Here is a 20801-nt window from a genome sequence, read left to right as displayed (position 1 = left end):
GCACAGCATGGTGTGCAGCTACACGCGCGTACGATGCCCTACACCTTGTGGCCGAATCTCCGTAGCTGCTTGTGGGACATGATCCGGAGGCGGTCCGTGTCAGACCACAGCGGCTCCATCTTCTGAAGGAATTCGGCCAGCGACTCCTGCACGGTCGCCTTGCTCGTGTCGATCTTGAATTTCCGGTGGATGGAAGAGGCTGCGTATACCTCTTCAAACCGGCGCAGAACGGTGGGCACGTCGCGTTCTGGCACAATCGAGTTGGTGTGGGGCGTCGCTTTCATACGGCTCGAGACGACCTCCGGCGAGGCGTTCAGCATTACCATGACCAGGTCCGGGGCGTACTTGAATAGCGCTTGCTCGACGTCCATGGCCATCTCGGCGCGGTCCCCGTACTCCCCATTGCGGCCGTACCCCATGTACATGGGCGCGTAGACCGCCTCTTCAATGTGCATGCCAATGACTATGTAGTCCGGCTCCTGGAAGAAGGCCGGCATCACGTGGTAGCTGACGAGGTAGCGCTGGAACATCTCCCTCAGCCGCGGGCTGAGCGCCATGATCTTCTTTTGCTCTTCCAGCGTAAGGCCAAGGCGCGTGGGGTCCTCGGCCTTCCCCGCCAGCCAGTCCGCATACATCTCGTCCTGGTGCGCAGCAGACCTCGCCCGGGGATGCGACAGGTGGGGCCATTTGAAGTGGTCGTGCGTCCACAGGTTGGCAACACCCATGTTCTCCCGCATCCACTCCACAATCGCCCACGAGAGGGTCGTTGTGCCGGTGTATTCGGCGCCGGTTATCAGCAGTCGCATCTCTACACCCCGTACCCTTGCTTTGCAAGCTCCCTGTGCGCCATCATCCGCATCCTGTCCGACTCGGTCCAGAGCGGCTTCATGTTCTCCACAAACTGCTCAAGGCACTCAGCAGGTGACGCCCTCGTCGTGTCGATTGTGAACCTGCGGTAGATTGACGAGTCTTCGTACTCCTGCTGGAACCGTTTAAGGACGAGCTCGATGTCCTTCTCCTTGATGATCCCGTGCGGGTGTGGCTTTGCCTTTAGCCGCTTCGCAATCGTCTCTGGAGTCGCTTTGACCTGGATAAGCACCAGGTCCGGCGCGACGTCGTAAAGGCGCTGCTCCACGATTCGCGACTCGTGGTTACGGGCCGCGTACTGTCCAACGGCGCCGTAGCCGTAGAAGAGCGGCGCGTAGATTGCCTCGTCGAAATGCATGCCCACCATCACCATGTCCGGGTCGGAGTAGAAGGCGTCCTGGAGGTGGTACTGGATCAGGTAGCGCATGAACATCTCCTGGATCGTCGGCGGGAGGTCCAAAAGCTGCATCTTTTCTTCCAGCGTTAGCGCGTGGGTGGTGGGGTCCGGTCCGCGACCGGCCTCCCAATCGTGTAAGTACTTGTCGTGCGCTTCGGTGGACGAGGCCTTTGGATGTGCGATGTGCGGCCACTTGAAGTGGTCGTGGGGGCCGAGGTCCGGCGCTCCCAGGTGCTTCTTGGCCCACGTCATCACCTGCCAGGTGAACGTGGTGGTGCCGGAGTATTCACAGCCGACAATTAGCAGTCTCACTGGCGCACCTACTTCCCGGCCGCGGCGCCGTCTTTGAGCCAGACCTGGCGCAGGAGCATTCGCCGCCGATCGTTGTCCGCCATGAGCGGCTCAACCTTGCGAACGAATTCGTTTAAGGTCTCTTCCACAGACATCGTGCTCGTATCCAGAGCAATCTTCCGACGAAGCACGGAGTGGCCGACCTCCTCCGCGAACCTGCCCAGGACGAACTGGATGTCATTCTCCTTCACAAGTCCGTTCGGGTGGGGGTTCTGCCTCATGCGCTTTGCGATCACATCCGGGGTGGCGTGAACGTGGACCAGGATGGTATCAGGGGCCTCTGCCAGGACCGTCCGCTCGATGCCCAGGCCGAACGCCCGCCTGTCCCCATTCGTGCCTGCCTGCCCGTAGTTGAAATAGCGAGGGCCGTAGACAAGCTCATCGATGTGCATGCCGATGATGATCTTGTCCTCCATGCCCTTGATGGCCTTGGAGTGGTAAACGCAGTTATGCCGCATCACCGTATCCATTATGCGCGGGCTGAGCGAGAGGAAGCTCTTCACCTCGTCCGGAGTAGCGTCCGGGGTGGGAGTGTACTCAGGCATATGGACAAACGTGTAAGGTATCTTGAAGTGGTCGTGGATCCGGTTGACGTTGCCGCCGATGACCGTGTGGATCCAGTCGCGGAGGCGGTAGGCAAGGGTAGTGGTCCCCGAGTACTCGCAGCCGGCTAGAATAAGTCGCATGAGGCCTCCTGGGAACGTCGCTGAAGGGCTGGGCGAAAGGGTAACACAGAGGGATGGTAGTTGGTAGTAGGTAGTTAGTAGCTGGCCAATCCAACAGCCGGCTGTATGTCTGGCCAACTACCAACTACCCACTACTTACTACTGGTACTTCTTCAGCCACTCTTTGAGCTGCGGGGCCAGGTCCTCCCGCTTCATGGCGGCGTAGACGGAGGCCTTGAGCATGCCCAGCGGAACGCCGGTATCGAAGTGTGCGCCGTGGAACTTGTAGCCGTAGGCCTTGCCGGTGGAGGACATAAGCGTGGCCATTGCGTCCGTTAGCTGTATCTCGCCGATGGCGCCCGGCTTCGTGCGGTCCAGCACGTCGAATATCTCCGGCGGGAGAACGTACCGTCCGATTATGGCCAGGTTCGACGGAGCGTCCGCCAACTTCGGCTTCTCCACCATCTTCGTCACCTGGTACACCTGGTCGGCGATCTGATTGCCGGCGACGATCCCCAGGTTAGGCACCATCTCGTCCGGCACCTGCTTGATAGCCAGGACGATTGACTGGTACTGGTTGTAGAGATCGATCATCGATCCGATAGTCGGCTTCTCTGACCAGATGATGTCGTCTGGAAGGAACACGGCGAACGGCTCCCTGCCCACTACCGCTTTTGCAGTCTTCACGGCGTGGCCAAGGCCCATCTGCTCGTGCTGGTAGACATAGCTGATCTCCACCATCTTCGGGATAGCGAGCATCTTTTCCAGCATCGCCTTGTTGCCCTTCTTCTCCAGTGCCAGCTCCAGCTCGGTGTACTTGCCGAAGTAGTAGCCCATCGCTTCCTGACGCTGAGACATGACGAGGACGATGTGTTCTATCCCCGCTTTTGCCGCCTCCTCCACCGCAAAGTGGATCACGGGTGTGTCCAGCACGGGCAGTAGGTTCTTGGGCACGGCGCGCGTTGCCGGCAGGAACCTCGTGCCGAAGCCTGCGACGGGGATTACAGCCTTTCGTACCTTCAATGGGGCCTCCTGGAAGTTGCAGCTTGAGAGGATGGGGAACTCGCTTCTAACCGAGTATAGCAACACATTCCAACTGACTCTACTACCTGTGCTAGGATATTTATGTTGACCAACCGGTCAATCCCGGTCCCCAGGAGGCCTGTATATGACACTCTGGCGCGAGAAATGCGGTGTATGCAGGAGGGACTCACCGAAAGTTACGGATGCGGAAATCGTTGAGCTGAAGCCGCTGGTGCCCAACTGGGAGCTTACCGAGGAGCAGGGCGTTAAGCACCTTGAGCGCACGTTCAAGTTCAAAGACTTCGCTCAGGCGCTGGCATTTGCCAACAAGGTGGGCCAGGCCGCCGAAGAGGAGGGCCACCACCCGCGCCTCGTGGTGGAGTGGGGTAGGGTGGGCGTCGGCTGGTGGACGCACAAGATCAAGGGACTCCACCGCAACGACTTCATCATGGCCGCGAAGACGGACCAGATCGCCGGTGGCGGGTAGTTAGTAGTTGGTAGTAGGTAGTCAGCCAAGCCAACAGCCGATCGAATTTGGTCTGGCCAACTACTAACTACCTACTACCAACTACTGCCTTATCCGACTGCCCGCTGCTGCCGTTTATGATATACTCGCGAAGGTCAAAATCAGGACAGTTGCGCCAACTTCGAATCAAGGGGAGTTGTGATGACGGTCAGTGCCGTTTTGGGCGCCCAGTGGGGCGATGAGGGAAAGGGAAAGATCGTAGACTTCCTTTCCAGGAATGCCGATATTGTCGCCAGGTTTTCCGGGGGCAATAACGCCGGCCATACAATCATCACGGACAAGGGCAAGCTGGTCCTTCACCTCGTGCCCAGCGGCATCCTCTGGCCGCAGACCCTCGGCATCATCGGAAACGGAGTCGTCGTCGACCCCGACGTCTTCCTCCACGAGATCTCAAGCCTCGCAACCAAGGGCGTGGATGTCACCGGCCGACTGATCGTGAGTGAGCGCGCCCACATTGTCATGCCGTACCACGTCCTTCTCGACCAGCTTTCTGAGAAGGCGAAGGGCAAGGACGCAATAGGCACTACAGGACGCGGGATCGGACCTGCGTACATGGACAAGGCCGCTCGCACCGGCATCCGCGCGGCGGACCTGAAGGACCTGGAGAGCCTGCTGCCGCGGCTTGAGAGCGTGCTCAGCCACCACAACGCAATCATCACCAAGGTGTACGGCCACAAGGCTGTAGACCTCAAAGATGTCTTAGACAAGTGCAAGGCGTGGTCGTCCAAACTTGCCCCCTACATAGGGCCGGCCGAGCACATCGTCAGCCACGCGGCGGATACGGGCAAGAATGTGCTCCTTGAGGGCGCACAGGGCGCGATGCTGGATATCGACCACGGCACGTACCCGTTTGTGACCTCGTCTTCGCCGACTATCGGTGGCGCCCTTACCGGGCTTGGCCTGCAGCCACGGCAGATTAACTCGATAGTCGGCGTCTACAAGGCGTACAGCACCCGTGTCGGCGGCGGGAACTTCGTGACCGAGCTGTTGGACGCAACGGGCACCTCGATTCGGGACCGCGCGCAGGAGTTCGGCGCCACCACGGGCCGCCCGCGCCGCGTGGGCTGGTTCGACGCCGTCACCGGCCGCTACAGCAGCCGCATCAACGGGTACACATCGATCGTTCTCACGCGTCTGGATGTGCTGGACATCTACCATGTTATCAAGGTGTGCGTAGGCTACGAGCTGGACGGGGAGATCGTGCATGACTTCCCCGGCAGCGCGACGGAGCTGAGCCGCTGCGTGCCGATTTACGAGAACCACAGGGGCTGGGACACACCCACAGCCGGCGCGCGCCGCCTGGAGGACCTCCCCAAGAACGCCCGCCGCTACGTTGACCGCCTTGAAGAGCTGGTCGGCGTCCCCATAGACGTCATCTCCACCGGCCCCCACCGCGACGAGACAGTTATGGTTAGAGACCTCATGAAGGTGTAGAGTTTGGGGTTTAGGGTAAAGACGGAAGAGAGAAGCGCCGGGGTGAAGAGCCTCGGCGCTTTTGTTTTACGGCAATCAGGGGGTAAGTATGTTCGACAAGGTCAAGCTGGTCAACCAGGGCCTCGAGCGGCGGTTCCCGAACGGCAAAGACCCGTTCCAAATAATGACTCGCATACTGGAAGAGGGCGGCGAGCTGGCGCAGCAGGTGAACCACTTCGAGGGGAGCGGCAGCAAGCGCCATAAGTACGGTGGGCCGGACCGCGTGAAGCTGGCTGGCGAGGTGAAAGGCCTGCTCCTGGCGGCGATGCAAGTAGTGGACTACTACGGGCTAGAGAAGGAACTGGAGGAGTCGCTGGACCAGAGCATAAGGCGGCTGCGGGAGCAAGGGTTTCTGGAGTGAGCCGGTCCTCGTCAGGCCTCTACAGATTGATCACGCCGCTTTCCAGGAGCACCAGCAGAGATTGCGGCTGAAATGCTCTAATCGAACCTTTAGCAAACCCCTTCGGGTCTCTTGTGACGATGGCGTCAGCACCGCAATTCCGCGCTACTTCGTGTAAGACCGCATCCTCAAAATCGGCAAAACTCAACTTCAATGCACTTCGGATAACGTCGTCATTAACCTCGGCGATTTCAAACGTTCCTATCAAAGACTCGACGAGTTTGTCGGCTCCGGACTTACCCACGTTCTTTGAAGATACGTAGTGTATGGTCGTTATCGAGGTGGCCGACAAGATGCCGGTGATTTCGGAACGGGCCACATACGCGAACAACTGCGAGGCAATTTCGGAATGCGGTGACCGGTCCAGGAGGACGTCCAAATCGACGTTGGTGTCGAAAGCTACTTTCACCTGTGCTTGGATTCCGGGTAGCGGTAGTAGTCTTCTTCGTCAGCGGGGCCTTTTGCAGCGCCGCGAAGCCGCTTGACCACCTCTGGGAGGTCTAAGTGGGCCTTTTCTGGGCGTGACTTTAGTACCGCGATATATGCCGCGACCATTTCAGACACAGACGTACCGTGTTCCTTGGCGTACTCTTCTGCGTACTTGATCAGGTCTTCATCGAGGTGAATTGTCAGTTTGGTCTGCATGGTCTCCTCCTCAAGCCCAGGTCACCCGTTACCAGACCATCATACGACCGCTATCGGACTACTACCCCATGACGTCCATCTTGTACTTGTCCATTACCGCGTCGAAGCGGGTGTTGAAGTCTTTGTCCGGCGCGTACATGGGCAGGCGGACGGGGCCGGCGCGGAAGCCGGCGCGGTTGACGGCGTACTTGATGGGGACGGGGTTGGTGACCCAGAAGAGCGCCTTGAAGATCGGGAGCATCCGCAGGTGCTCTTTGGCGGCCTGGTCCACCTTGCCCTCGACGATGCAGTCCATCATCCCCTTGATCTGCAGGCCGATGATGTTGGAGGCGACGCTGACGATGCCGTAGCCGCCAGTGCACATGATCGAGAATGTCTCGTTGTCGTTGCCGGACCAGACCTTGAACCCCGGCGGGGCCTGGTCGATGATCTGGGCGATCTGGTCGGCGTCGCTGGAGGCCTCTTTGATGCCGATGATGTTATCGATCTGCGCCAGCCTCAGGGTTGTAGCCGCGGTCATGTTGAGCGCAGTGCGGCCGGGAACGTTGTACAGGATTCCCGGAAGGCGCGTTGCGGCGGCGATGGCCTTGAAGTGGTGGTACAGGCCGTCCTGGGAGGGCTTGTTGTAGGCGGGGACGGTCAGGAGCAGGCCGTCGACGCCGAGCTTCTCCGCTTCCTGCGACAGCTCGATGGAGCGGCGGTGGTTGTTGTCGGTCGTGCCGGCGATGACGGTCGCGGTGACGCCGACGGCGTCCTTGACCTCGCCGAATAGCCTCAGCTTCTCTTCGTCGGACATCGCCGGGGCCTCGCCGGTTGTGCCGCCGATGACGAGGCCGTCGCTGCCGGACTTTACAAGCGCCTTCGCGAGTTTTCGCGCCTGGCCGTAATCGACATCGCCGTTGTCGGCGAACGGGGTGACCATTGCGGTGAGAAGTCTGCCGATTTCCATGGGAGTCTCCTGTGCGGCGATTATGGCGGCGTGCCCGGCGGGTGTGGAAAGCGCTGGCGCGTCGATTTGACGACTGTTACAACGGAACTGATGCTTTGGCAGGGGCTTCGGACCATGCCATGACCCCTTCCGTACCCCGTACCCCGTACCCTACACCCGCGCCTTCCGGCCTACCAGGTCCCTGCGCAGAAGCTCCTCTGCAATCTGGATGCCGTTGAGGGCAGCTCCCTTGCGGAGGTTGTCTGAGACCAGCCACATGGCGATGCCGTTCGGGTTGGAGGCGTCCTCCCGGATGCGGCCGACGAAGACCTCGTCCTTGCCCTCCGCCATGAGCGGGGTGGGGTAGACGCCCTTCGACGGGTCGTCCACGACCTTGATGCCGGGCGCATTCGAAAGGATCTTTCGCACTTCGTCAGGGGTGATCCTCCCCTCGAAGTCTATGTGCACAGACTCGCTGTGGCTGACCATGACCGGGACGCGCACGCAGGTGGCGGAGACGGCCAGGTTGGGCAGGTGGAGTATCTTGCGAGATTCCATCGTCATCTTGATCTCTTCCGTCGTGTAGCCGTTCTCCTTGAACGTCTCAATGTGCGGGAAGAGGTTGAAGGCTATCTGGTGCGGGTAGACCTGTTTCGTCACAGGCTCGCCTTTCACGATCTGTGCAGTCTGCGTCCGGAGTTCATCAATGGCCTCAACGCCTGTGCCGGAAACGGACTGGTAAGTGTCCGCTATGACGCGCCTGACCTTGAGCCTGTCGTTCAGGGGCTTGAGAACCATGACCAGGGGCGTCGTGGAGCAGTTGGGGACGCTCGTGATGCCCTTGTGGCCGACGAGGTCGTCCCCGTTCACCTCGGGAACTACGAGCGCGCAGTTCGGGTCCATGCGGAAGGCCGAGCTTTTGTCGACGACGACCGCGCCCTTTTCAACTGCGATGGGCGCCATCGCTTTGCTGATGTCGCTGCCGGCGGCGATGAAGACGATGTCCACCTCGCTGAAGAGCTTGGGGGTGGCCACCTCGATGGCGATCTGCTCGCCGTTGACGGTGACCTTCTTGCCGACGGACCGGGCGGACGCGCATAGCCTTATCTGGCTGGCGGGGAATTTGCGCTGCTGAACGATATCCAGGAAGACCTGGCCCACGGCGCCGGTTGCGCCCACGACTGCAATGCGACAGTTTCTCACGATGGTCTTCGAAAGCCGCCGTGCGGCTTCTCCTCCCCGCTACGATTTAACAGAAATGATAGCGACTATCCCCCGGCAAATCCAGCCTAGAGTCCCAGGAACTTGTCCAGGCCGATAGTCAGGCCCGGGGTCTTGAGGACCTGCCGTATGCCCAGCATAACTCCCGGCATGAAGCTCTCCCGGTTGATCGAGTCATGGCGTATCGTCAGCGTCTGGCCGGTGTGGCCGAAAACGAGCGAATGGTGCGCCACGGTGCCGGGCATGCGGGCGGCGTGTATGTTTATCCCGCCCTGAACGCCGCCGCGCGCGCCCTTGACGAGCTCCTTGTGCGATTCCGGCGATTTGAAGGGGCCGCCGTGGCCGTCCACCGCCGCGTTGGCTATCGCGACTGCTGTGCCGGACGGGGAGTCCAGCTTCATCTCGCTGTGGAACTCTATGAGGTCCGCGTACTCGAAGTGCTTCGCGGCGATCTTCGCGAGGTGCATCATTACCACTGCGCCGATGGTGAAGTTGGGCGCGATGAGGATGCCGACGCCATGCTGCTTCGCAAGCGCGCCTACGGCCTCGTAGTCGGCCTTTGCAAAGCCGGTAGACCCGACAACCAGGTTGACCTTCCGGGGCGCGGCGGCGCGGACTGCCTGCATGGCGCCCTCAGCGTTTGTGAAGTCGACGACCACATCTGCGCCCTCAAGCACGTCTGCGATCGACCGCGACAACGGGATAGAGTCGCTGCCGGATGGGAGCGCTATAGTGCCGGCCCCGGCGTTGGTGTCCACCGCACCGTGGGGCCTCATGTCCGGCTCTTTCGAGACCGCCTTGAGCACCTCCTGTCCCATCTTACCGAGGACGCCTTGAATTACGACCTTTGTTGGTGACATTGCCCTCTCCTTGAGGGGGTAATCTATGCGGCCCCTGCAATGCATGCGTGCCGCGGCTAAATTGAGCAAAGAGAGAGTAAGGTAATGGCAATGGAAAGTAAAGGGTAGTAGCTGGGCGGGCAGGGGACGGCATCCGAGGGAGACCTGGCGGCGAGTTAGCCCAGCTCCTGGTCTATCCCTGTGCGGCGGTCGGCAGAGGGGAAGCGGGCGCGCAAGTTGATGCGCACGGGGACTTCCCCCGGCACGGGAGGCGGCTTGGCATGCGGCGGCGAAGCGGCGCCGGTCGCCGAGTTAACATCTTCGGCTGCGTTGGCTGGTTCGACAAGGCTATCCTGCGACCGTTTGTGTTGATTTCGGTCCGCACCCGTGCCCACGGAGACCTCCGTTACTTCCGGCAAAGTACTCCGCTTATATTAGGATTCTCGGCGAAAATGTTGACTGTCTTTTGTGACTGTCTTGAATAGTCTTGAAGGACTAGTCGATCTCCCGTTACCGACCGGTAATTTCGCTGAAAAAAAGGACCGGGCGGGAAAAGCTTCCCGCCCGGTCATGTGTATCGTGTGTTCAGCCCTGTGGGCTAGCGCCTTCCGCCGAAGCCGCCTGGGCGCCCGCCGCCGCCTGAGCGGGGAGGGCCTCTGCGGTCATCACGCCGTCCGCCGCCGCCCTGTCCGCCCCCGCCTTGAGGACGCGGCTTGTACCCGGAACCATGTCCGGCCTCTGCGCCGTCGCCGGCGGCCTCGCCCTGGGCCTTGGCGCCGTCGCCCTCCAGCAGCGCTCGCCGGGAGAGTGCGATCTTGCCGCTGGGATCGACGTTGATAACCTGGACGGTTACATCGTCGCCGACTTTGACGATATCCTCGACTGCCCCAACGCGGTAGTCGGCAAGCTCGCTGATGTGGACCATGCCGTCCTGGCCGGGGAAGATCTCTACGAAGGCTCCGAAGTTGGTGGTGCGGACAACCTTGCCGGTATAGATATCGCCAACCTTCGCCTCGCGGGTCAGGCCCTCGATGATCTCCACTGCGCGCTTGGCGGCCAGCCTGTCGGTGGACCCGATAGTCACCGTGCCGTCGTCCTCAATGTCGACCGTCGCCTTCGTCTCTTCGATAATCGCGCGGATCATCTTGCCGCCCGGGCCGATGACGAGGCCGATCTTCTCCACCGGGATCTTGATGCGCGTCATGCGCGGTGCGAACTCGCTTATGTCCGAGCGCGGCGCTTCAATCGCTTTCTTCATGATCCCGAGGAGGGAGTCTCGCGCCTCTTTCGCCTGGGACAGCGCAGCCTCCACGACTGCCAGGGTGATGTACTGGGACTTGATGTCTAGCTGAATGGCGGTGATCCCGTGGGCCGTGCCGGCGACCTTGAAGTCCATATCGCCGTAGTGGTCTTCCATGCCCTGGATGTCTGTCAGGGTGGTGAATTTGCCGTCCTCGCCGGTGATCAGGCCGATGGAGATGCCCGCGACAGGGGACTTGATAGGGACGCCGGCATCCATAAGTGCGAGCGTGCCCGCGCAGGTGCTGGCCATTGAGGTGCTGCCGTTGGAACCGAGACACTCGGCAACGACGCGTATGACATACGGGAACTCGTCCTCGTTCGGAAGGACGGGCTCGATCGCGCGTTCCGCGAGCGCGCCGTGGCCGATCTCTCTGCGGCCCGGTGATCCGATGCGCTTCACTTCGCCGGTGCTGTATGGCGGGAAGTTGTAGTGGAGCATGAAGCGCTTCGTGGAGTCCGGGGGATGGAACAGGTCGTCGACCCTCTGCGCGTCGCCAACCGAGCCGAGAGTGGTAATACCCAGGACCTGGGTCTCGCCGCGCTGGAACAGGCTGCTGCCGTGCGTGCGGGGGAGGAGTGAAACGTCCGCTGAAATGGGGCGAATCTCCTTGACGCCGCGACCGTCAGGCCTTTCACCGTGCTCCAGGACGCGCTTTCGGAACTCCTTCTCCGTATACGCCTCGAAGGCGCCGGAGATACTCTTCGGCTCGTACTCGTCCTGGAACTGCTCAAGCAACTCCTGCTTGATGCTGTCCATTGCCGTGTTGCGCTCGGCCTTGGTTGTGCCCCGAACAAAAGCGTCGGCGATGCGCGTGCCGACCTTCTCGGCAACCAGTCGCTCAAGCTCAGGCGTCGGGCCGAAGGGAGTGTAGGACGACTTGGCCTTGCCGACCGCCGCCGCCATCTCCTCCTGGAGGGTTATTGCCTCAAGGTTCGCCTTTTGGGCAATCTCGACGGCCTGCAGCATGAGGTCTTCCGGGAACTCGTATGAGCCGGCCTCGATCATGATGACGCCATTGCGGCTGCCGGCGACGATAAGGTCCAGCTCGCTCTCTTCCATCTGCTGGTAGGTGGGGTTGACAACGAACTCGCCGTTCACGTAGCCCACGCGGCACGCGCCGATCGGCCCGTTGAACGGGATGTCCGATATGCTGAGAGCTGTTGACGCGCCCACCATTGCGACGATATCAAGCGGCCTCTCCATATCTGTGGATAGAGCCGTAATAATGATCTGGACCTCGTTGCGGAAGTCCTTGGGGAAGAGCGGGCGAATCGGTCGGTCAGTCAGGCGGGCGGTGAGCGTTGCTTCGGTGCTCGGTCGCCCCTCTCTGCGGAAGTAAATGTTGGGGATCTTGCCCTTGGCATACATCCGCTCTTCGAAGTCCACGGTGAGGGGGAAGAAATCTATCCCTTCACGAGGTCTGGACATCGTGGCGGTTACGAGGACCACTGTATCGCCATGGCGAACGAGGACGGAGCCGTTGGCCTGTAGCGCCAGGCGTCCGGTCTCCAAATTGAAGACGTCACTACCTATCTGGCGTTGAAAAGAAGACACCATTGGAAAAGAAAGCCTCCTGGTTGGGTGCGACAAAGTAGCCCCGCGGATGGTGGGGGCAGGGGTGCTACTTGCGTATGCCCAGCTTGGCAATGAGGGAGCGGTACCGCCCCACATCTTCCGCATTCAGGTAACGCAGGAGCCTTCGCCGCTGGCCGACCAGCTTGAAGAGGCCTCGCCGAGTGGCTTCGTCGTGCTTGTGGGACCGAAGGTGGTTGTTCAGCGTCTCAATCCTCTTGGTGATGAGAGCAACCTGCACTTCGGTCGAGCCTGTATCGCCATCGCGGGCCTTGAAATCGCCGATAACCGTGTCCTTGACGCTCTTGTCCAGTCCCATGCGAAAAACGCACCATCCCATTGCTTTTATGTTTATTTCGTAAGATTGTAGCACAGCGCGCCCCGCTGTGCTATACTGCACTGCGGCGAATACAGTTTCGTATTCGAAGGATATTTGTGCCCCTGAAATGCAGGAGGGTGAACAGACTAAATGGTGCAACAGTTGGAGGAAACCAGGGCAGAGCCGGTAAGGACTCAGATCACGATGAAGTCTTTGCTGGAGGCCGGCGTTCACTTTGGACACCAGCGCAGGCGCTGGAACCCAAAGATGAAGCAGTATATCTTTGCCCATCGTAACGGCATCCACATTATAGACCTTCAGCAGACGCTCCAGTACCTTGAGCGTGCGGGGGCGTTTGTGGAAGAGGTTGCCGCAAGCGGGCAGAAGGTCATTTTTGTGGGTACCAAGAAGCAGGCCCACGACACCGTGCAGGCGGAGGCGCAGCGCAGCGGCTCCTTCTTCGTGAACACGCGGTGGCTCGGCGGCACGCTTACCAACTTCACCACAATCCAGTCGCGCATCGACTATCTGGTAAACCTGGAGCAGCGCAAGGCCAAGGGCGAGCTCGATGTCCTCTCCAAGAAAGAGGCCCAGGGAATTGAGGAAGAGATCCAGAAGCTGAACAAGTACCTCGGCGGTATCAAGGAGATGACCTCCATGCCCGGGGCCCTGTTCATCATCGATGTGGGCAAAGAGTCAAACGCCGTCGCAGAGGCCCGCCGCATGGGCGTGCCGATCGTCGCCCTCGTGGACACGGACTGCGACCCTACGTACATAGACTACCCTGTCCCCGGGAACGACGATGCGATTCGCTCTATCCGGCTTGTCACTGGCCGCATGGCCGACGCCGTAATTGAAGGCACAAACCGCAGGGACGTGGTTGTGTCGGACACAACCGCTGCCCCCGGCGACGCCGACCGGCCCCAGCCCGGCTCCATGGCAGCCAAGGCCGCCGATATCTCATTCGAAGAAGATGAAGAGTCCGCCGAGAACAGGCGAAAGGCCCCTCGCGGCGCTCAGCAGCAGTAGGAGGACCCTTTTTAGTGGAAGCGACTCTCGATCAGATAAAGGAGTTCCGGGAGCTTACCGGCGCCGGTATCATGGACTGCAAGAAGGCCCTGGCGCAGGCGAACGGCAATATCGCCAAGGCCCAGGAGATCCTGAAGGCCAAGGGCGTTGCAACGGCCGCCAAAAAGGCGAGCCGCGATGCCAAAGACGGCCTGGTTGACTGCTACATTCACAGTGGTGGCCGCGTTGGCGCCATCGTCGAGATCAACTGCGAGACCGACTTCGTCGCCAGGACGGAGCAGTTCAAGCAGCTCGCGCACGATATCGCCATGCAGGTCGCTGCGATGTCGCCGCTTTACATAGACAAGGCGCTGATCCCTGAGGGCGACACAGCCAAGCCTCAAGAGGTCGCCCTGCTGCAACAGACTTTTATCAAAGACTCCTCGAAGACCGTGCAGGACCTCATCAACGAGGTAGTGGCCAAGGTTGGAGAGAATGTCCGCGTCAGAAGGTTTACCCGGTTCTCCATCGGAGAATAGGTAGTGACCACAAACGGCGCAAAGTATAAGCGAGTTCTGCTCAAGCTTAGCGGAGAGTCGTTCAAGGGCAACAGGGGATTCGGCATAGACCGGGAGGCTATCTATTACATCGCCTCCCAGGTCAAAGACATCGCCGACATGGGCGTACAGGTCGGCATAGTCGTTGGGGCCGGCAATATCTGGCGCGGCGCTGATGCCGAGGCGCAGGTCGGGATGGACCGCGCCACCGCCGACTACGCCGGTATGCTGGCGACTCTGATGAATTCCGTGTCGCTCCAGGATGTGCTTGAACGCAATTACGGAGTAGAGACCCGGGTGCAGTCGGCCCTGCTCATCCAGCAGATGGCGGAGCCGTTCATCCGGCGCAGGGCGATCCACCACCTTGAGACCGGCAGGGTAGTGATATTTGCATGCGGGACCGGCAACCCGTTCATGACGACTGATACAGCAGCGGCCCTGAGGGCCATCGAGATTAACGCATCGGTGCTGTTGATGGCCAAGCATGCGGTGGACGGCGTCTACGCCGCGGACCCGGCAAAAGATCCAACGGCGCCGAAGCTGGAGTTCCTCACTTATCGGGACGTCCAGGAGAGAAGGCTGGGAGTCATGGACTCCACAGCGCTCTCGCTGTGCATGGATAACCAGATGCCTATCGTGGTCTTTGACCTGTTCGCCCAGGGCAATCTCAGGCGGATTCTCAGCGGCGAGAGGCTGGGGTCACTGGTGGCGGAGAAGGTGCCGTAGCGGACCGCAATTCCGAAAGAGTTTATCCGGGGCCCCGTTAATCGGGGCCCTGTGAATCTCAGGGGATGTTCAAATGCCTACTACGCAAGAAGTGATGGCTGAAGCCGAGAACAGGATGAAGAAATCGGTCCAGTCGCTGTCAAAGGACATGGACTCCATTCGAACCGGCCGCGCAAGCGCAGCACTGGTGGAAAGCATACCGGTCGAATATTACGGCGCCCCGACGCCCCTGAGCCAGGTGGCCACCATCTCCGTGCCGGAATCCCGGGTAATCGCCATCCAGCCGTGGGACAAGACAGCCCTAGCCGCCATCGAAAAGGCGATCATGAAGTCTGACATTGGCATCACCCCCCGCAACGACGGCGCAATCATCCGTTTGACGATGCCCCCTCTCACGCAAGAGCGGCGCAAGGACCTGGTCAAAGTGGTCGGCAAGAAGACCGAGGAGTCGCACGTAGCCGTTCGAAACATCCGAAGGGACGCCCTCGAAGAGATCCGCAAAATGGAGAAGGACAAGTCCCTCTCCCAGGACGACAGCCGCCGCTCCCAGGAACAGCTCCAGAAGCTGACCGACTCCTACATCGCGAAGCTGGACAAGATACGACACGACAAAGAGGCCGAGGTGATGGCGGTTTGAGCCCGGAGCCCTTCAAGGCCCAGTCCCCTCGAAGCGGCAGCAGCCAGGCAGAGATCGTTCCCCTCCCGGTAGTGCCCGCCCACGTCGGCATTATCATGGACGGTAACGGTCGCTGGGCCAATGCACGCGGCCTCGCTCGCACAGATGGACACCGCGCCGGGACGGACAACATCCGCCGCGTCCTCCGCCACTTCGCCCGCTACGGCGTGAAATACGTCAGCCTGTTTATCTTCTCCACGGAGAACTGGAACCGCCCGCAGGACGAAGTGAACGCCCTCATGCACCTTCTCAGGGACACCATCAAGAAGGAGCTCGAGCCGCTCCACGCGGAGGGCGTCCGCATACGGCACGTCGGCCGCAGTTACGACCTTCCTCCTGACCTCCGCGAGGCGATCGACGACGCTGCGGCCCTCACAAAGAACAATACCAGCCTCACCCTAGGCGTTGCCTTCAACTACGGCGGCAGGGCGGAGATTCTTGATGCAATTCGTCGGGTAGTCCAGGACGGTATTCGGCCGGAACTCATCACTGAGGAGCTGTTCGGCAGCTACCTGTATACGGGCGGGTTTCCAGACCCGGACCTCATAATTCGCACAGCCGGCGAGATGCGCCTCAGCAACTTCCTCATCTGGCAGGCCGCTTACGCCGAGTACTATACAACCCAGGCGTTCTGGCCGGACTTCGATGAGGAAGAGGTCACCCGGTCACTCGTGGCCTTCAGCCGCCGCACACGCCGTTTCGGCAAGGTAATGACGCCGCCCGATAGCGACAGATGACTCCAGCCACTCCGGCCCCATCCGCTCCTCTCCCCGCGCCCGCAAAGAAGGGCACCCTGAAGCCCCGTCTTCTGACCTCTGCCGTGGGCATTCCAGTGCTTGCTGTGGCCGTCCTGGCCGGTGGGGCATGGTTCGCGTTCCTGGTAGCCCTTGCGGCCTGCCTGGGGGCGTTTGAAGCGGCCCGTATGGCGCGAAACATCGGATGGCGCGCATCCGACTTCATTTCCGGCCTATGGGCGGTCGCGCTCGTATGGACCGCTTACCTGTACGCCTCTGACTACCAGGGAACGGTGTACGGGGCATTGCTCGCAGCCCTTGGCGCAACAGCGGCCATATCCCTCCTCAGGCTGATGAAAGGCGTGAACATCGGCCTCCGGGGCGTCGGGGCTACGGTTGGTGCTGTGCTGTACGTCGGCGGTACACTCGCCCACGCGCCGCTGCTCCGGGGCCTCGACCAGGGGATGGAATGGGTCTTCTTCCTCATCGCCGTTACGTTCGCAACTGACACGGCGGCGTTCTTTGTCGGGCGCGCCATCGGCCGCCACAAAATGGCGCCGAAAATAAGCCCGGGCAAGACGTGGGAAGGAACATTTGGCGGATTCGCCGGCGCGGTCCTCGCGGCCGTTGCGGCCATGTACGCGCTCGATTTGCAAGTACCTGCCTTGTCGGCCGTCGCGCTCGGCGCTGTGATGGGCGTGTGGGGCCAGCTCGGGGACCTGGCGGAGTCAAGGCTAAAGCGCATTACGGGCGTGAAGGACTCTGGCCGGATTATGCCCGGCCACGGGGGAGTCCTGGACAGGTTGGATTCAATTGTCTTCAATTTGGTCGTGGTGTATTATTTTGTCATATGGGCACCATAGCTAAGGGACTGGCCGTACTCGGCTCCACGGGCTCCATCGGCACCCAGACTCTCGATATCGTCAGGACATTCCCGGACAGGTTCCGAGTGGTCGGCCTGGCGGCGCGGAGGAGCCTCAACACACTGGAGTCCCAGGTACGGGAGTTCCGGCCCAGGCTCGTCAGCTGCGAAGGCTCGCGGGACGAGAAAGCCCCCCTCTTTCTCAACGGCTCGCGGGAGTCCACCCTCGATGAAATGGTCCGCGACCCGGAAGTGGACACGGTTGTCACCGCCACCGTAGGCGACGTGTCTCTTGCACCAACCATCGCCGCCATCAACGCCGGCAAGCACATCGCCCTTGCGAACAAGGAGTCGATAATTCTCGCTGGCGGCATGCTGACCGAGCTCGCCCGCAGGCGAAACGTACAGATCCTGCCGCTGGACAGCGAGCCTAACGCCATTTGGCAGTGCCTGCGCGGCGAGGATATGAGCATATCCAGGTTGATCATTACGGCGTCCGGCGGCGCGTTCCGAAACCTGGACCCCGCGCAGCTCGCCGCCGTTACCCCCGAGCAGGCGCTCAAGCACCCCACGTGGACGATGGGCAAAAAGATCACCATCGACTCCGCGACGCTGATGAACAAGGCGTTTGAGGTAATAGAGGCGCACTACCTTTTCGGAGTGCCGTGGGAGCAGATTGAAGTCGTCATTCACCCACAGAGCCTCATCCACTCCATGGTGGAATTCGTGGACGGCTCCGTGAAGGCACAGATCAGCCCGCCTGACATGCGGCTGCCCATCCAGTACGCCCTCCTCTACCCGGACAGGGTGTACAACAAGAACATCACCAGGTTTAACCCTGTCGTTTCGGCGGCGCTGACGTTCCAGGAAATGAGGCCGAAGCGCTACCCGTGCTTCGAGCTTGCCATCGAGGTGGCGAAGCGGGGCGGCACCTGGCCGGCGGCGCTCTGCGGCGCGGACGATGCGGCTGTGGACATGTTCCTCGCCCGGAAAATAGGCTTTCTTGACATTCACAGTGTCATCCGGGAGGCGCTGTGGGACTTCGAGTCGTGTGATGACCCGTCGATAGAGGACGTGCTCCTGGCGGCCTCCATTGGGCGGGAACGGGTGCGCAAGGTAGTGGAGGAGGCATAATTGCTTTTTGGCCTGCCGTCGTGGCTCCTTATATTTCCTGTCCTTGGCTTCCTGGTCTTTATACATGAGCTGGGCCACTTCGTCACAGCCAAGCTCTTCGGCATCAAGGTCCTGGAGTTCGGATTCGGCTTCCCGCTGCGGATGGTAGGTTTCACCTACCGCGGGACGATCTACTCCCTGAACTGGCTGCCCTTCGGCGGCTTCGTCAAGATGGCCGGGGAAGAAGACCCAACCGACCCCCAGAGCTTTGCGCGCCAGCACCCGGCGAAACGCTCCGTGGTGCTAGTCGCCGGCTCATTTATGAACTTTCTGTTTCCCATCGTCGTCTTCACGACCCTGTTTACTCTCCCGCACGATGTCCCCGTCGGCACAGTGGTAATCACCGGCGTCGAACCCAACTCTCCTGCCCATCAGGCGGGCCTGCGGTCCCAGGACGTAGTCCTGGAGGCCAACGGCGCGCCTGTGAAGACGCATATAGACCTTGCCCAGGTCATCAACTCGAACCTCGGCAAGCAAGTCCAGCTCACCGTGCGCCGGACCGTCATCGTCTCCGGCCTGCCGTTCTCGCCGGACACCGCGCCGGTAGAGAATGTAACTGTTGTTCCGAGGCTCAACCCGCCGACCAGGACTGTTGTTGAGACCGTGACCGACCCGGCCACGCAAATACCGCTGGTTGAAGCCCAGCGGCTCAACCCGAACGTCAAGCTCGGCAACAAGTGGAAGGAAGGCGCCGTAGGAGTCAGGATCGGCACGGCGAATGTGCACATGGTGAAGGAGAGCTTCCCAATATGGGAATCGGTCCCGATGGCGTTCGGCCAGGTGTGGGAAGTAATTGTCCTCACCAAGAACGGCTTCACGCAGTGGTTCGCAGGCGGCCCTGACCCCGGCCTTGCCGGGCCGGTCGGCATCGCCCAGGTGACCGGTGAAGTCGCAGAAGTGGGCGGCCTCATGCCAATCCTGGAGCTCATGGCGCTTCTAAGCATCAGCCTGTGCATCATCAACGTGCTGCCGATTCCGGCGCTGGACGGCGGCCGCCTGCTGTTTGTTGTGATAGAGTGGGTGCGGCGCGGCAAGCGCATCTCGCCCGAGCGCGAGGGCCTCGTGCACATGGTCGGCTTTATCGTCCTCATTGGTCTCATCGTGGTGATAAGCTACAGGGACATAATCAAGATTATCAACGGCGAAAGTTTCCTGAGGTAAGACAACCTAACCCCTTGCCCCTTCCCTGAGAGGGAAGGGGATTAAGCCGAAGACAAACTGGGAGTCCAATCGTGCGAAAGCGGCGAATCAGCAAGCAGATACAGGTGGGCAGCGTAAAGGTCGGCGGCGGCGCGCCCATCACCGTCCAGTCGATGACCAAGACCGACACGCGCGACGTGGCCGCGACGGTCGCCCAGATAAAGGGCGCGGAGGAGGTCGGCTGCGAGATCATCCGCTGCGCCGTGCCGGACATGGAGGCCGCGAAGGCGCTGGCGGATATCAAGAAGCAGGTCAAAATCCCTGTCGTGGCGGATATCCACTTCCACTACCAGCTCGCCCTCGAGGCGCTCCGGAGCGGCGTGGACTGCCTCCGCCTCAATCCCGGGAATATCCGCGACCCGGAAAAGGTCAAAGAGGTCGTCCGCGAGGCAAAGTCCCGCCAGGTGCCTATCCGCATCGGCGTCAACTTCGGCAGCCTGCCTCCGGTGGGCAGCATTGGCAAGGCGCGCGGCCAGTCCCGCCACACCGACGGAGTGAACAAGCTCAAGAAAGCCGGCGACGCCGTCGAGGGCGAGTACAACGTCGTCGACCACATGGTCGAGACGGGCCTTTGGGAGATCGGCCTGCTTGAGGCGCTCGACTTCGACCTGATCAAGATATCGCTCAAGGCGTTCGATATCGATACCACCGTCGAGGCCTACAAACGCATGGCCGACCTGGTGCCGTACCCGCTGCACCTCGGCATCACGGAGTCCGGCACGGCAAAGTCCGGCAGCATCCGCAGCGCCATCGGCCTGGGCACGCTCCTGTACGCAGGCATCGGCGACACCATTCGCGTCTCCCTGAGCGACGACCCCAAGGAAGAGGTCTATACCGGCTTCGAAATACTGAAGTCGCTGGAGCTCCGCAAGCAGGGCGCCGTGCTCGTCGCCTGCCCGAGCTGCGGCCGCGCCGACGTGGACATCCGCAGGCTCGCCAACACCGTCGGCGACCTTCTCAAGACCACGAAGACGTCAATCAAGGTGGCCGTGATGGGCTGCGAGGTTAACGGCCCGGGCGAGGCGAAGGACGCGGACGTGGGCATCGCCGCAGGGGCAGGCCGCGCCATCATCTTCCGCAAGGGCCAGAAGGCCCGCATCGTGGAAGAGACGGACATGCTGACGGCGCTCATGGAAGAGGTCAAAAAGGCGGAAGGGGAGCTGGCGACGGCCGCGAAGTAGTCAGTCGCTAGATTCACGGCGGTCCATGTTGTCATCACCATGGGCCGCTTCTTTTTTGCGTCTGCGGCCACGGTACCATCGGAATAAATACCCCAATTTGCCATTCTGAGCGACAGCGAAGGGTCTAAGAGCGTAGCAGGTCATAGCGGTCACTA

General features: G+C 61.0%; 24 protein-coding genes. 12 read left to right on the top strand and 12 right to left on the bottom strand.

Translation table 11 applies throughout. The features are described 5' to 3' along the window. Positions 1 to 38: 38 nt before the first annotated feature. From FJ319_01010 to FJ319_00995, 4 genes are all read right to left on the bottom strand, one after another. Positions 39 to 806 carry a hypothetical protein gene (locus FJ319_01010; protein MBM3932882.1) on the bottom strand — a complete coding sequence of 256 codons (768 nt, stop codon included), beginning with the start codon at positions 804 to 806 and terminating at the stop codon, positions 39 to 41. Between the two features lie 2 nt (positions 807 to 808). Further along, positions 809 to 1576: a hypothetical protein gene (locus tag FJ319_01005; protein MBM3932881.1), complete on the bottom strand. Its 768-nt coding sequence runs from the start codon at positions 1574 to 1576 to the stop codon at positions 809 to 811. Between the two features lie 8 nt (positions 1577 to 1584). Beyond that, positions 1585 to 2301 (bottom strand): hypothetical protein, encoded by a 717-nt coding sequence (locus FJ319_01000; protein MBM3932880.1) that lies wholly within the window; start codon positions 2299 to 2301, stop codon positions 1585 to 1587. 138 nt (positions 2302 to 2439) lie between these two features. Next, a complete protein-coding gene (locus FJ319_00995; GenBank protein ID MBM3932879.1) occupies positions 2440 to 3303 on the bottom strand; it encodes a UTP--glucose-1-phosphate uridylyltransferase in 864 nt (287 codons plus the stop codon). A 145-nt stretch (positions 3304 to 3448) separates the two neighbouring features. Here FJ319_00995 and FJ319_00990 point away from each other — a divergent pair, with 145 nt between their 5' ends. The 3 genes from FJ319_00990 to FJ319_00980 all read left to right on the top strand — a co-directional run bounded on the left by FJ319_00990 (position 3449) and on the right by FJ319_00980 (position 5663). Further along, on the top strand, positions 3449 to 3790 hold the full coding sequence (locus FJ319_00990; protein ID MBM3932878.1) for a 4a-hydroxytetrahydrobiopterin dehydratase: 342 nt from the start codon (positions 3449 to 3451) through the stop codon (positions 3788 to 3790). Positions 3791 to 3970: 180 nt separating this feature from the next. Then, positions 3971 to 5263, top strand: coding sequence for an adenylosuccinate synthase (locus FJ319_00985; GenBank protein MBM3932877.1), 1293 nt, complete (start codon positions 3971 to 3973; stop codon positions 5261 to 5263). Between the two features lie 88 nt (positions 5264 to 5351). After that, the gene (locus FJ319_00980; protein MBM3932876.1) at positions 5352 to 5663 is read left to right on the top strand and encodes a hypothetical protein; all 312 of its coding nucleotides are present in this window, start codon (positions 5352 to 5354) and stop codon (positions 5661 to 5663) included. Positions 5664 to 5682: 19 nt separating this feature from the next. Here the strand turns inward: FJ319_00980 and FJ319_00975 are convergent, their stop codons facing one another. The 8 genes from FJ319_00975 to rpsO all read right to left on the bottom strand — a co-directional run bounded on the left by FJ319_00975 (position 5683) and on the right by rpsO (position 12529). Further along, a complete protein-coding gene (locus FJ319_00975) occupies positions 5683 to 6123 on the bottom strand; it encodes a PIN domain-containing protein (protein MBM3932875.1) in 441 nt (146 codons plus the stop codon). Further along, complete coding sequence (locus FJ319_00970; protein ID MBM3932874.1) at positions 6108 to 6347, bottom strand: hypothetical protein; 240 nt, start codon at positions 6345 to 6347, stop codon at positions 6108 to 6110. Before FJ319_00970 ends, FJ319_00975 begins: the two co-directional genes overlap by 16 nt. Before the next feature lie 61 nt (positions 6348 to 6408). Continuing rightward, entirely contained in the window at positions 6409 to 7296 is an 888-nt protein-coding gene (gene dapA / locus FJ319_00965) for a 4-hydroxy-tetrahydrodipicolinate synthase (protein ID MBM3932873.1), read from the bottom strand. Between the two features lie 150 nt (positions 7297 to 7446). Next, the gene (locus FJ319_00960; GenBank protein MBM3932872.1) at positions 7447 to 8478 is read right to left on the bottom strand and encodes an aspartate-semialdehyde dehydrogenase; all 1032 of its coding nucleotides are present in this window, start codon (positions 8476 to 8478) and stop codon (positions 7447 to 7449) included. An 86-nt stretch (positions 8479 to 8564) separates the two neighbouring features. Next, on the bottom strand, positions 8565 to 9425 hold the full coding sequence (locus FJ319_00955) for a 4-hydroxy-tetrahydrodipicolinate reductase (protein MBM3932871.1): 861 nt from the start codon (positions 9423 to 9425) through the stop codon (positions 8565 to 8567). 86 nt (positions 9426 to 9511) lie between these two features. After that, positions 9512 to 9754, bottom strand: a complete 243-nt coding sequence (locus FJ319_00950; GenBank protein MBM3932870.1) for a hypothetical protein — start codon at positions 9752 to 9754, stop codon at positions 9512 to 9514. Positions 9755 to 9933: 179 nt separating this feature from the next. After that, positions 9934 to 12195 carry a polyribonucleotide nucleotidyltransferase gene (locus FJ319_00945; protein MBM3932869.1) on the bottom strand — a complete coding sequence of 754 codons (2262 nt, stop codon included), beginning with the start codon at positions 12193 to 12195 and terminating at the stop codon, positions 9934 to 9936. Positions 12196 to 12259: 64 nt separating this feature from the next. Beyond that, complete coding sequence (rpsO, locus tag FJ319_00940; GenBank protein MBM3932868.1) at positions 12260 to 12529, bottom strand: 30S ribosomal protein S15; 270 nt, start codon at positions 12527 to 12529, stop codon at positions 12260 to 12262. Between the two features lie 204 nt (positions 12530 to 12733). Between rpsO and rpsB the strand changes: the two genes are divergently transcribed. The 9 genes from rpsB (at position 12734) to ispG (ending at position 20646) form a co-directional block, all read left to right on the top strand. Next, positions 12734 to 13558: a 30S ribosomal protein S2 gene (rpsB, locus tag FJ319_00935; protein MBM3932867.1), complete on the top strand. Its 825-nt coding sequence runs from the start codon at positions 12734 to 12736 to the stop codon at positions 13556 to 13558. 14 nt (positions 13559 to 13572) lie between these two features. Continuing rightward, positions 13573 to 14076 carry a translation elongation factor Ts gene (gene tsf / locus FJ319_00930; GenBank protein MBM3932866.1) on the top strand — a complete coding sequence of 168 codons (504 nt, stop codon included), beginning with the start codon at positions 13573 to 13575 and terminating at the stop codon, positions 14074 to 14076. Between the two features lie 3 nt (positions 14077 to 14079). Further along, positions 14080 to 14820: a UMP kinase gene (locus FJ319_00925; GenBank protein MBM3932865.1), complete on the top strand. Its 741-nt coding sequence runs from the start codon at positions 14080 to 14082 to the stop codon at positions 14818 to 14820. A gap of 73 nt (positions 14821 to 14893) precedes the next feature. Further along, positions 14894 to 15457, top strand: coding sequence for a ribosome recycling factor (locus FJ319_00920; protein MBM3932864.1), 564 nt, complete (start codon positions 14894 to 14896; stop codon positions 15455 to 15457). 71 nt (positions 15458 to 15528) lie between these two features. Further along, on the top strand, positions 15529 to 16233 hold the full coding sequence (gene uppS / locus FJ319_00915; GenBank protein MBM3932863.1) for a di-trans,poly-cis-decaprenylcistransferase: 705 nt from the start codon (positions 15529 to 15531) through the stop codon (positions 16231 to 16233). Then, on the top strand, positions 16230 to 17093 hold the full coding sequence (locus FJ319_00910) for a phosphatidate cytidylyltransferase (protein MBM3932862.1): 864 nt from the start codon (positions 16230 to 16232) through the stop codon (positions 17091 to 17093). The genes uppS and FJ319_00910 overlap by 4 nt, the downstream gene beginning before the upstream one ends. Further along, entirely contained in the window at positions 17081 to 18226 is a 1146-nt protein-coding gene (locus FJ319_00905) for a 1-deoxy-D-xylulose-5-phosphate reductoisomerase (protein ID MBM3932861.1), read from the top strand. Before FJ319_00910 ends, FJ319_00905 begins: the two co-directional genes overlap by 13 nt. Further along, the gene (locus FJ319_00900) at positions 18227 to 19426 is read left to right on the top strand and encodes a PDZ domain-containing protein (GenBank protein ID MBM3932860.1); all 1200 of its coding nucleotides are present in this window, start codon (positions 18227 to 18229) and stop codon (positions 19424 to 19426) included. Positions 19427 to 19497: 71 nt separating this feature from the next. Further along, positions 19498 to 20646 carry a flavodoxin-dependent (E)-4-hydroxy-3-methylbut-2-enyl-diphosphate synthase gene (ispG, locus tag FJ319_00895; protein MBM3932859.1) on the top strand — a complete coding sequence of 383 codons (1149 nt, stop codon included), beginning with the start codon at positions 19498 to 19500 and terminating at the stop codon, positions 20644 to 20646. The last annotated feature ends 155 nt before the right edge of the window (positions 20647 to 20801 follow it).

The organism is SAR202 cluster bacterium (genome assembly GCA_016872355.1).
GTDB lineage: Bacteria > Chloroflexota > Dehalococcoidia > Lucifugimonadales > VGZY01 > VGZY01.
This window is presented reverse-complemented; position numbering and strand designations above follow the sequence as displayed.

What these genes read in the sequence shown, in the direction of transcription:
- dapA (MBM3932873.1), bottom strand. Translation starts at nt 7,296, where the DNA reads ATGGAAATCGGCAGACTTCTCACCGCAATGGTCACCCCGTTCGCCGAC.
- FJ319_00920 (MBM3932864.1), top strand. Translation starts at nt 14,894, where the DNA reads ATGCCTACTACGCAAGAAGTGATGGCTGAAGCCGAGAACAGGATGAAG.
- FJ319_00945 (MBM3932869.1), bottom strand. Translation starts at nt 12,195, where the DNA reads ATGGTGTCTTCTTTTCAACGCCAGATAGGTAGTGACGTCTTCAATTTG.
- FJ319_00970 (MBM3932874.1), bottom strand. Translation starts at nt 6,347, where the DNA reads ATGCAGACCAAACTGACAATTCACCTCGATGAAGACCTGATCAAGTAC.
- FJ319_00910 (MBM3932862.1), top strand. Translation starts at nt 16,230, where the DNA reads ATGACTCCAGCCACTCCGGCCCCATCCGCTCCTCTCCCCGCGCCCGCA.
- FJ319_00905 (MBM3932861.1), top strand. Translation starts at nt 17,081, where the DNA reads ATGGGCACCATAGCTAAGGGACTGGCCGTACTCGGCTCCACGGGCTCC.
- rpsO (MBM3932868.1), bottom strand. Translation starts at nt 12,529, where the DNA reads ATGGGACTGGACAAGAGCGTCAAGGACACGGTTATCGGCGATTTCAAG.
- FJ319_00990 (MBM3932878.1), top strand. Translation starts at nt 3,449, where the DNA reads ATGACACTCTGGCGCGAGAAATGCGGTGTATGCAGGAGGGACTCACCG.
- FJ319_00985 (MBM3932877.1), top strand. Translation starts at nt 3,971, where the DNA reads ATGACGGTCAGTGCCGTTTTGGGCGCCCAGTGGGGCGATGAGGGAAAG.
- rpsB (MBM3932867.1), top strand. Translation starts at nt 12,734, where the DNA reads ATGAAGTCTTTGCTGGAGGCCGGCGTTCACTTTGGACACCAGCGCAGG.
- FJ319_01010 (MBM3932882.1), bottom strand. Translation starts at nt 806, where the DNA reads ATGCGACTGCTGATAACCGGCGCCGAATACACCGGCACAACGACCCTC.
- FJ319_01000 (MBM3932880.1), bottom strand. Translation starts at nt 2,301, where the DNA reads ATGCGACTTATTCTAGCCGGCTGCGAGTACTCGGGGACCACTACCCTT.
- FJ319_00980 (MBM3932876.1), top strand. Translation starts at nt 5,352, where the DNA reads ATGTTCGACAAGGTCAAGCTGGTCAACCAGGGCCTCGAGCGGCGGTTC.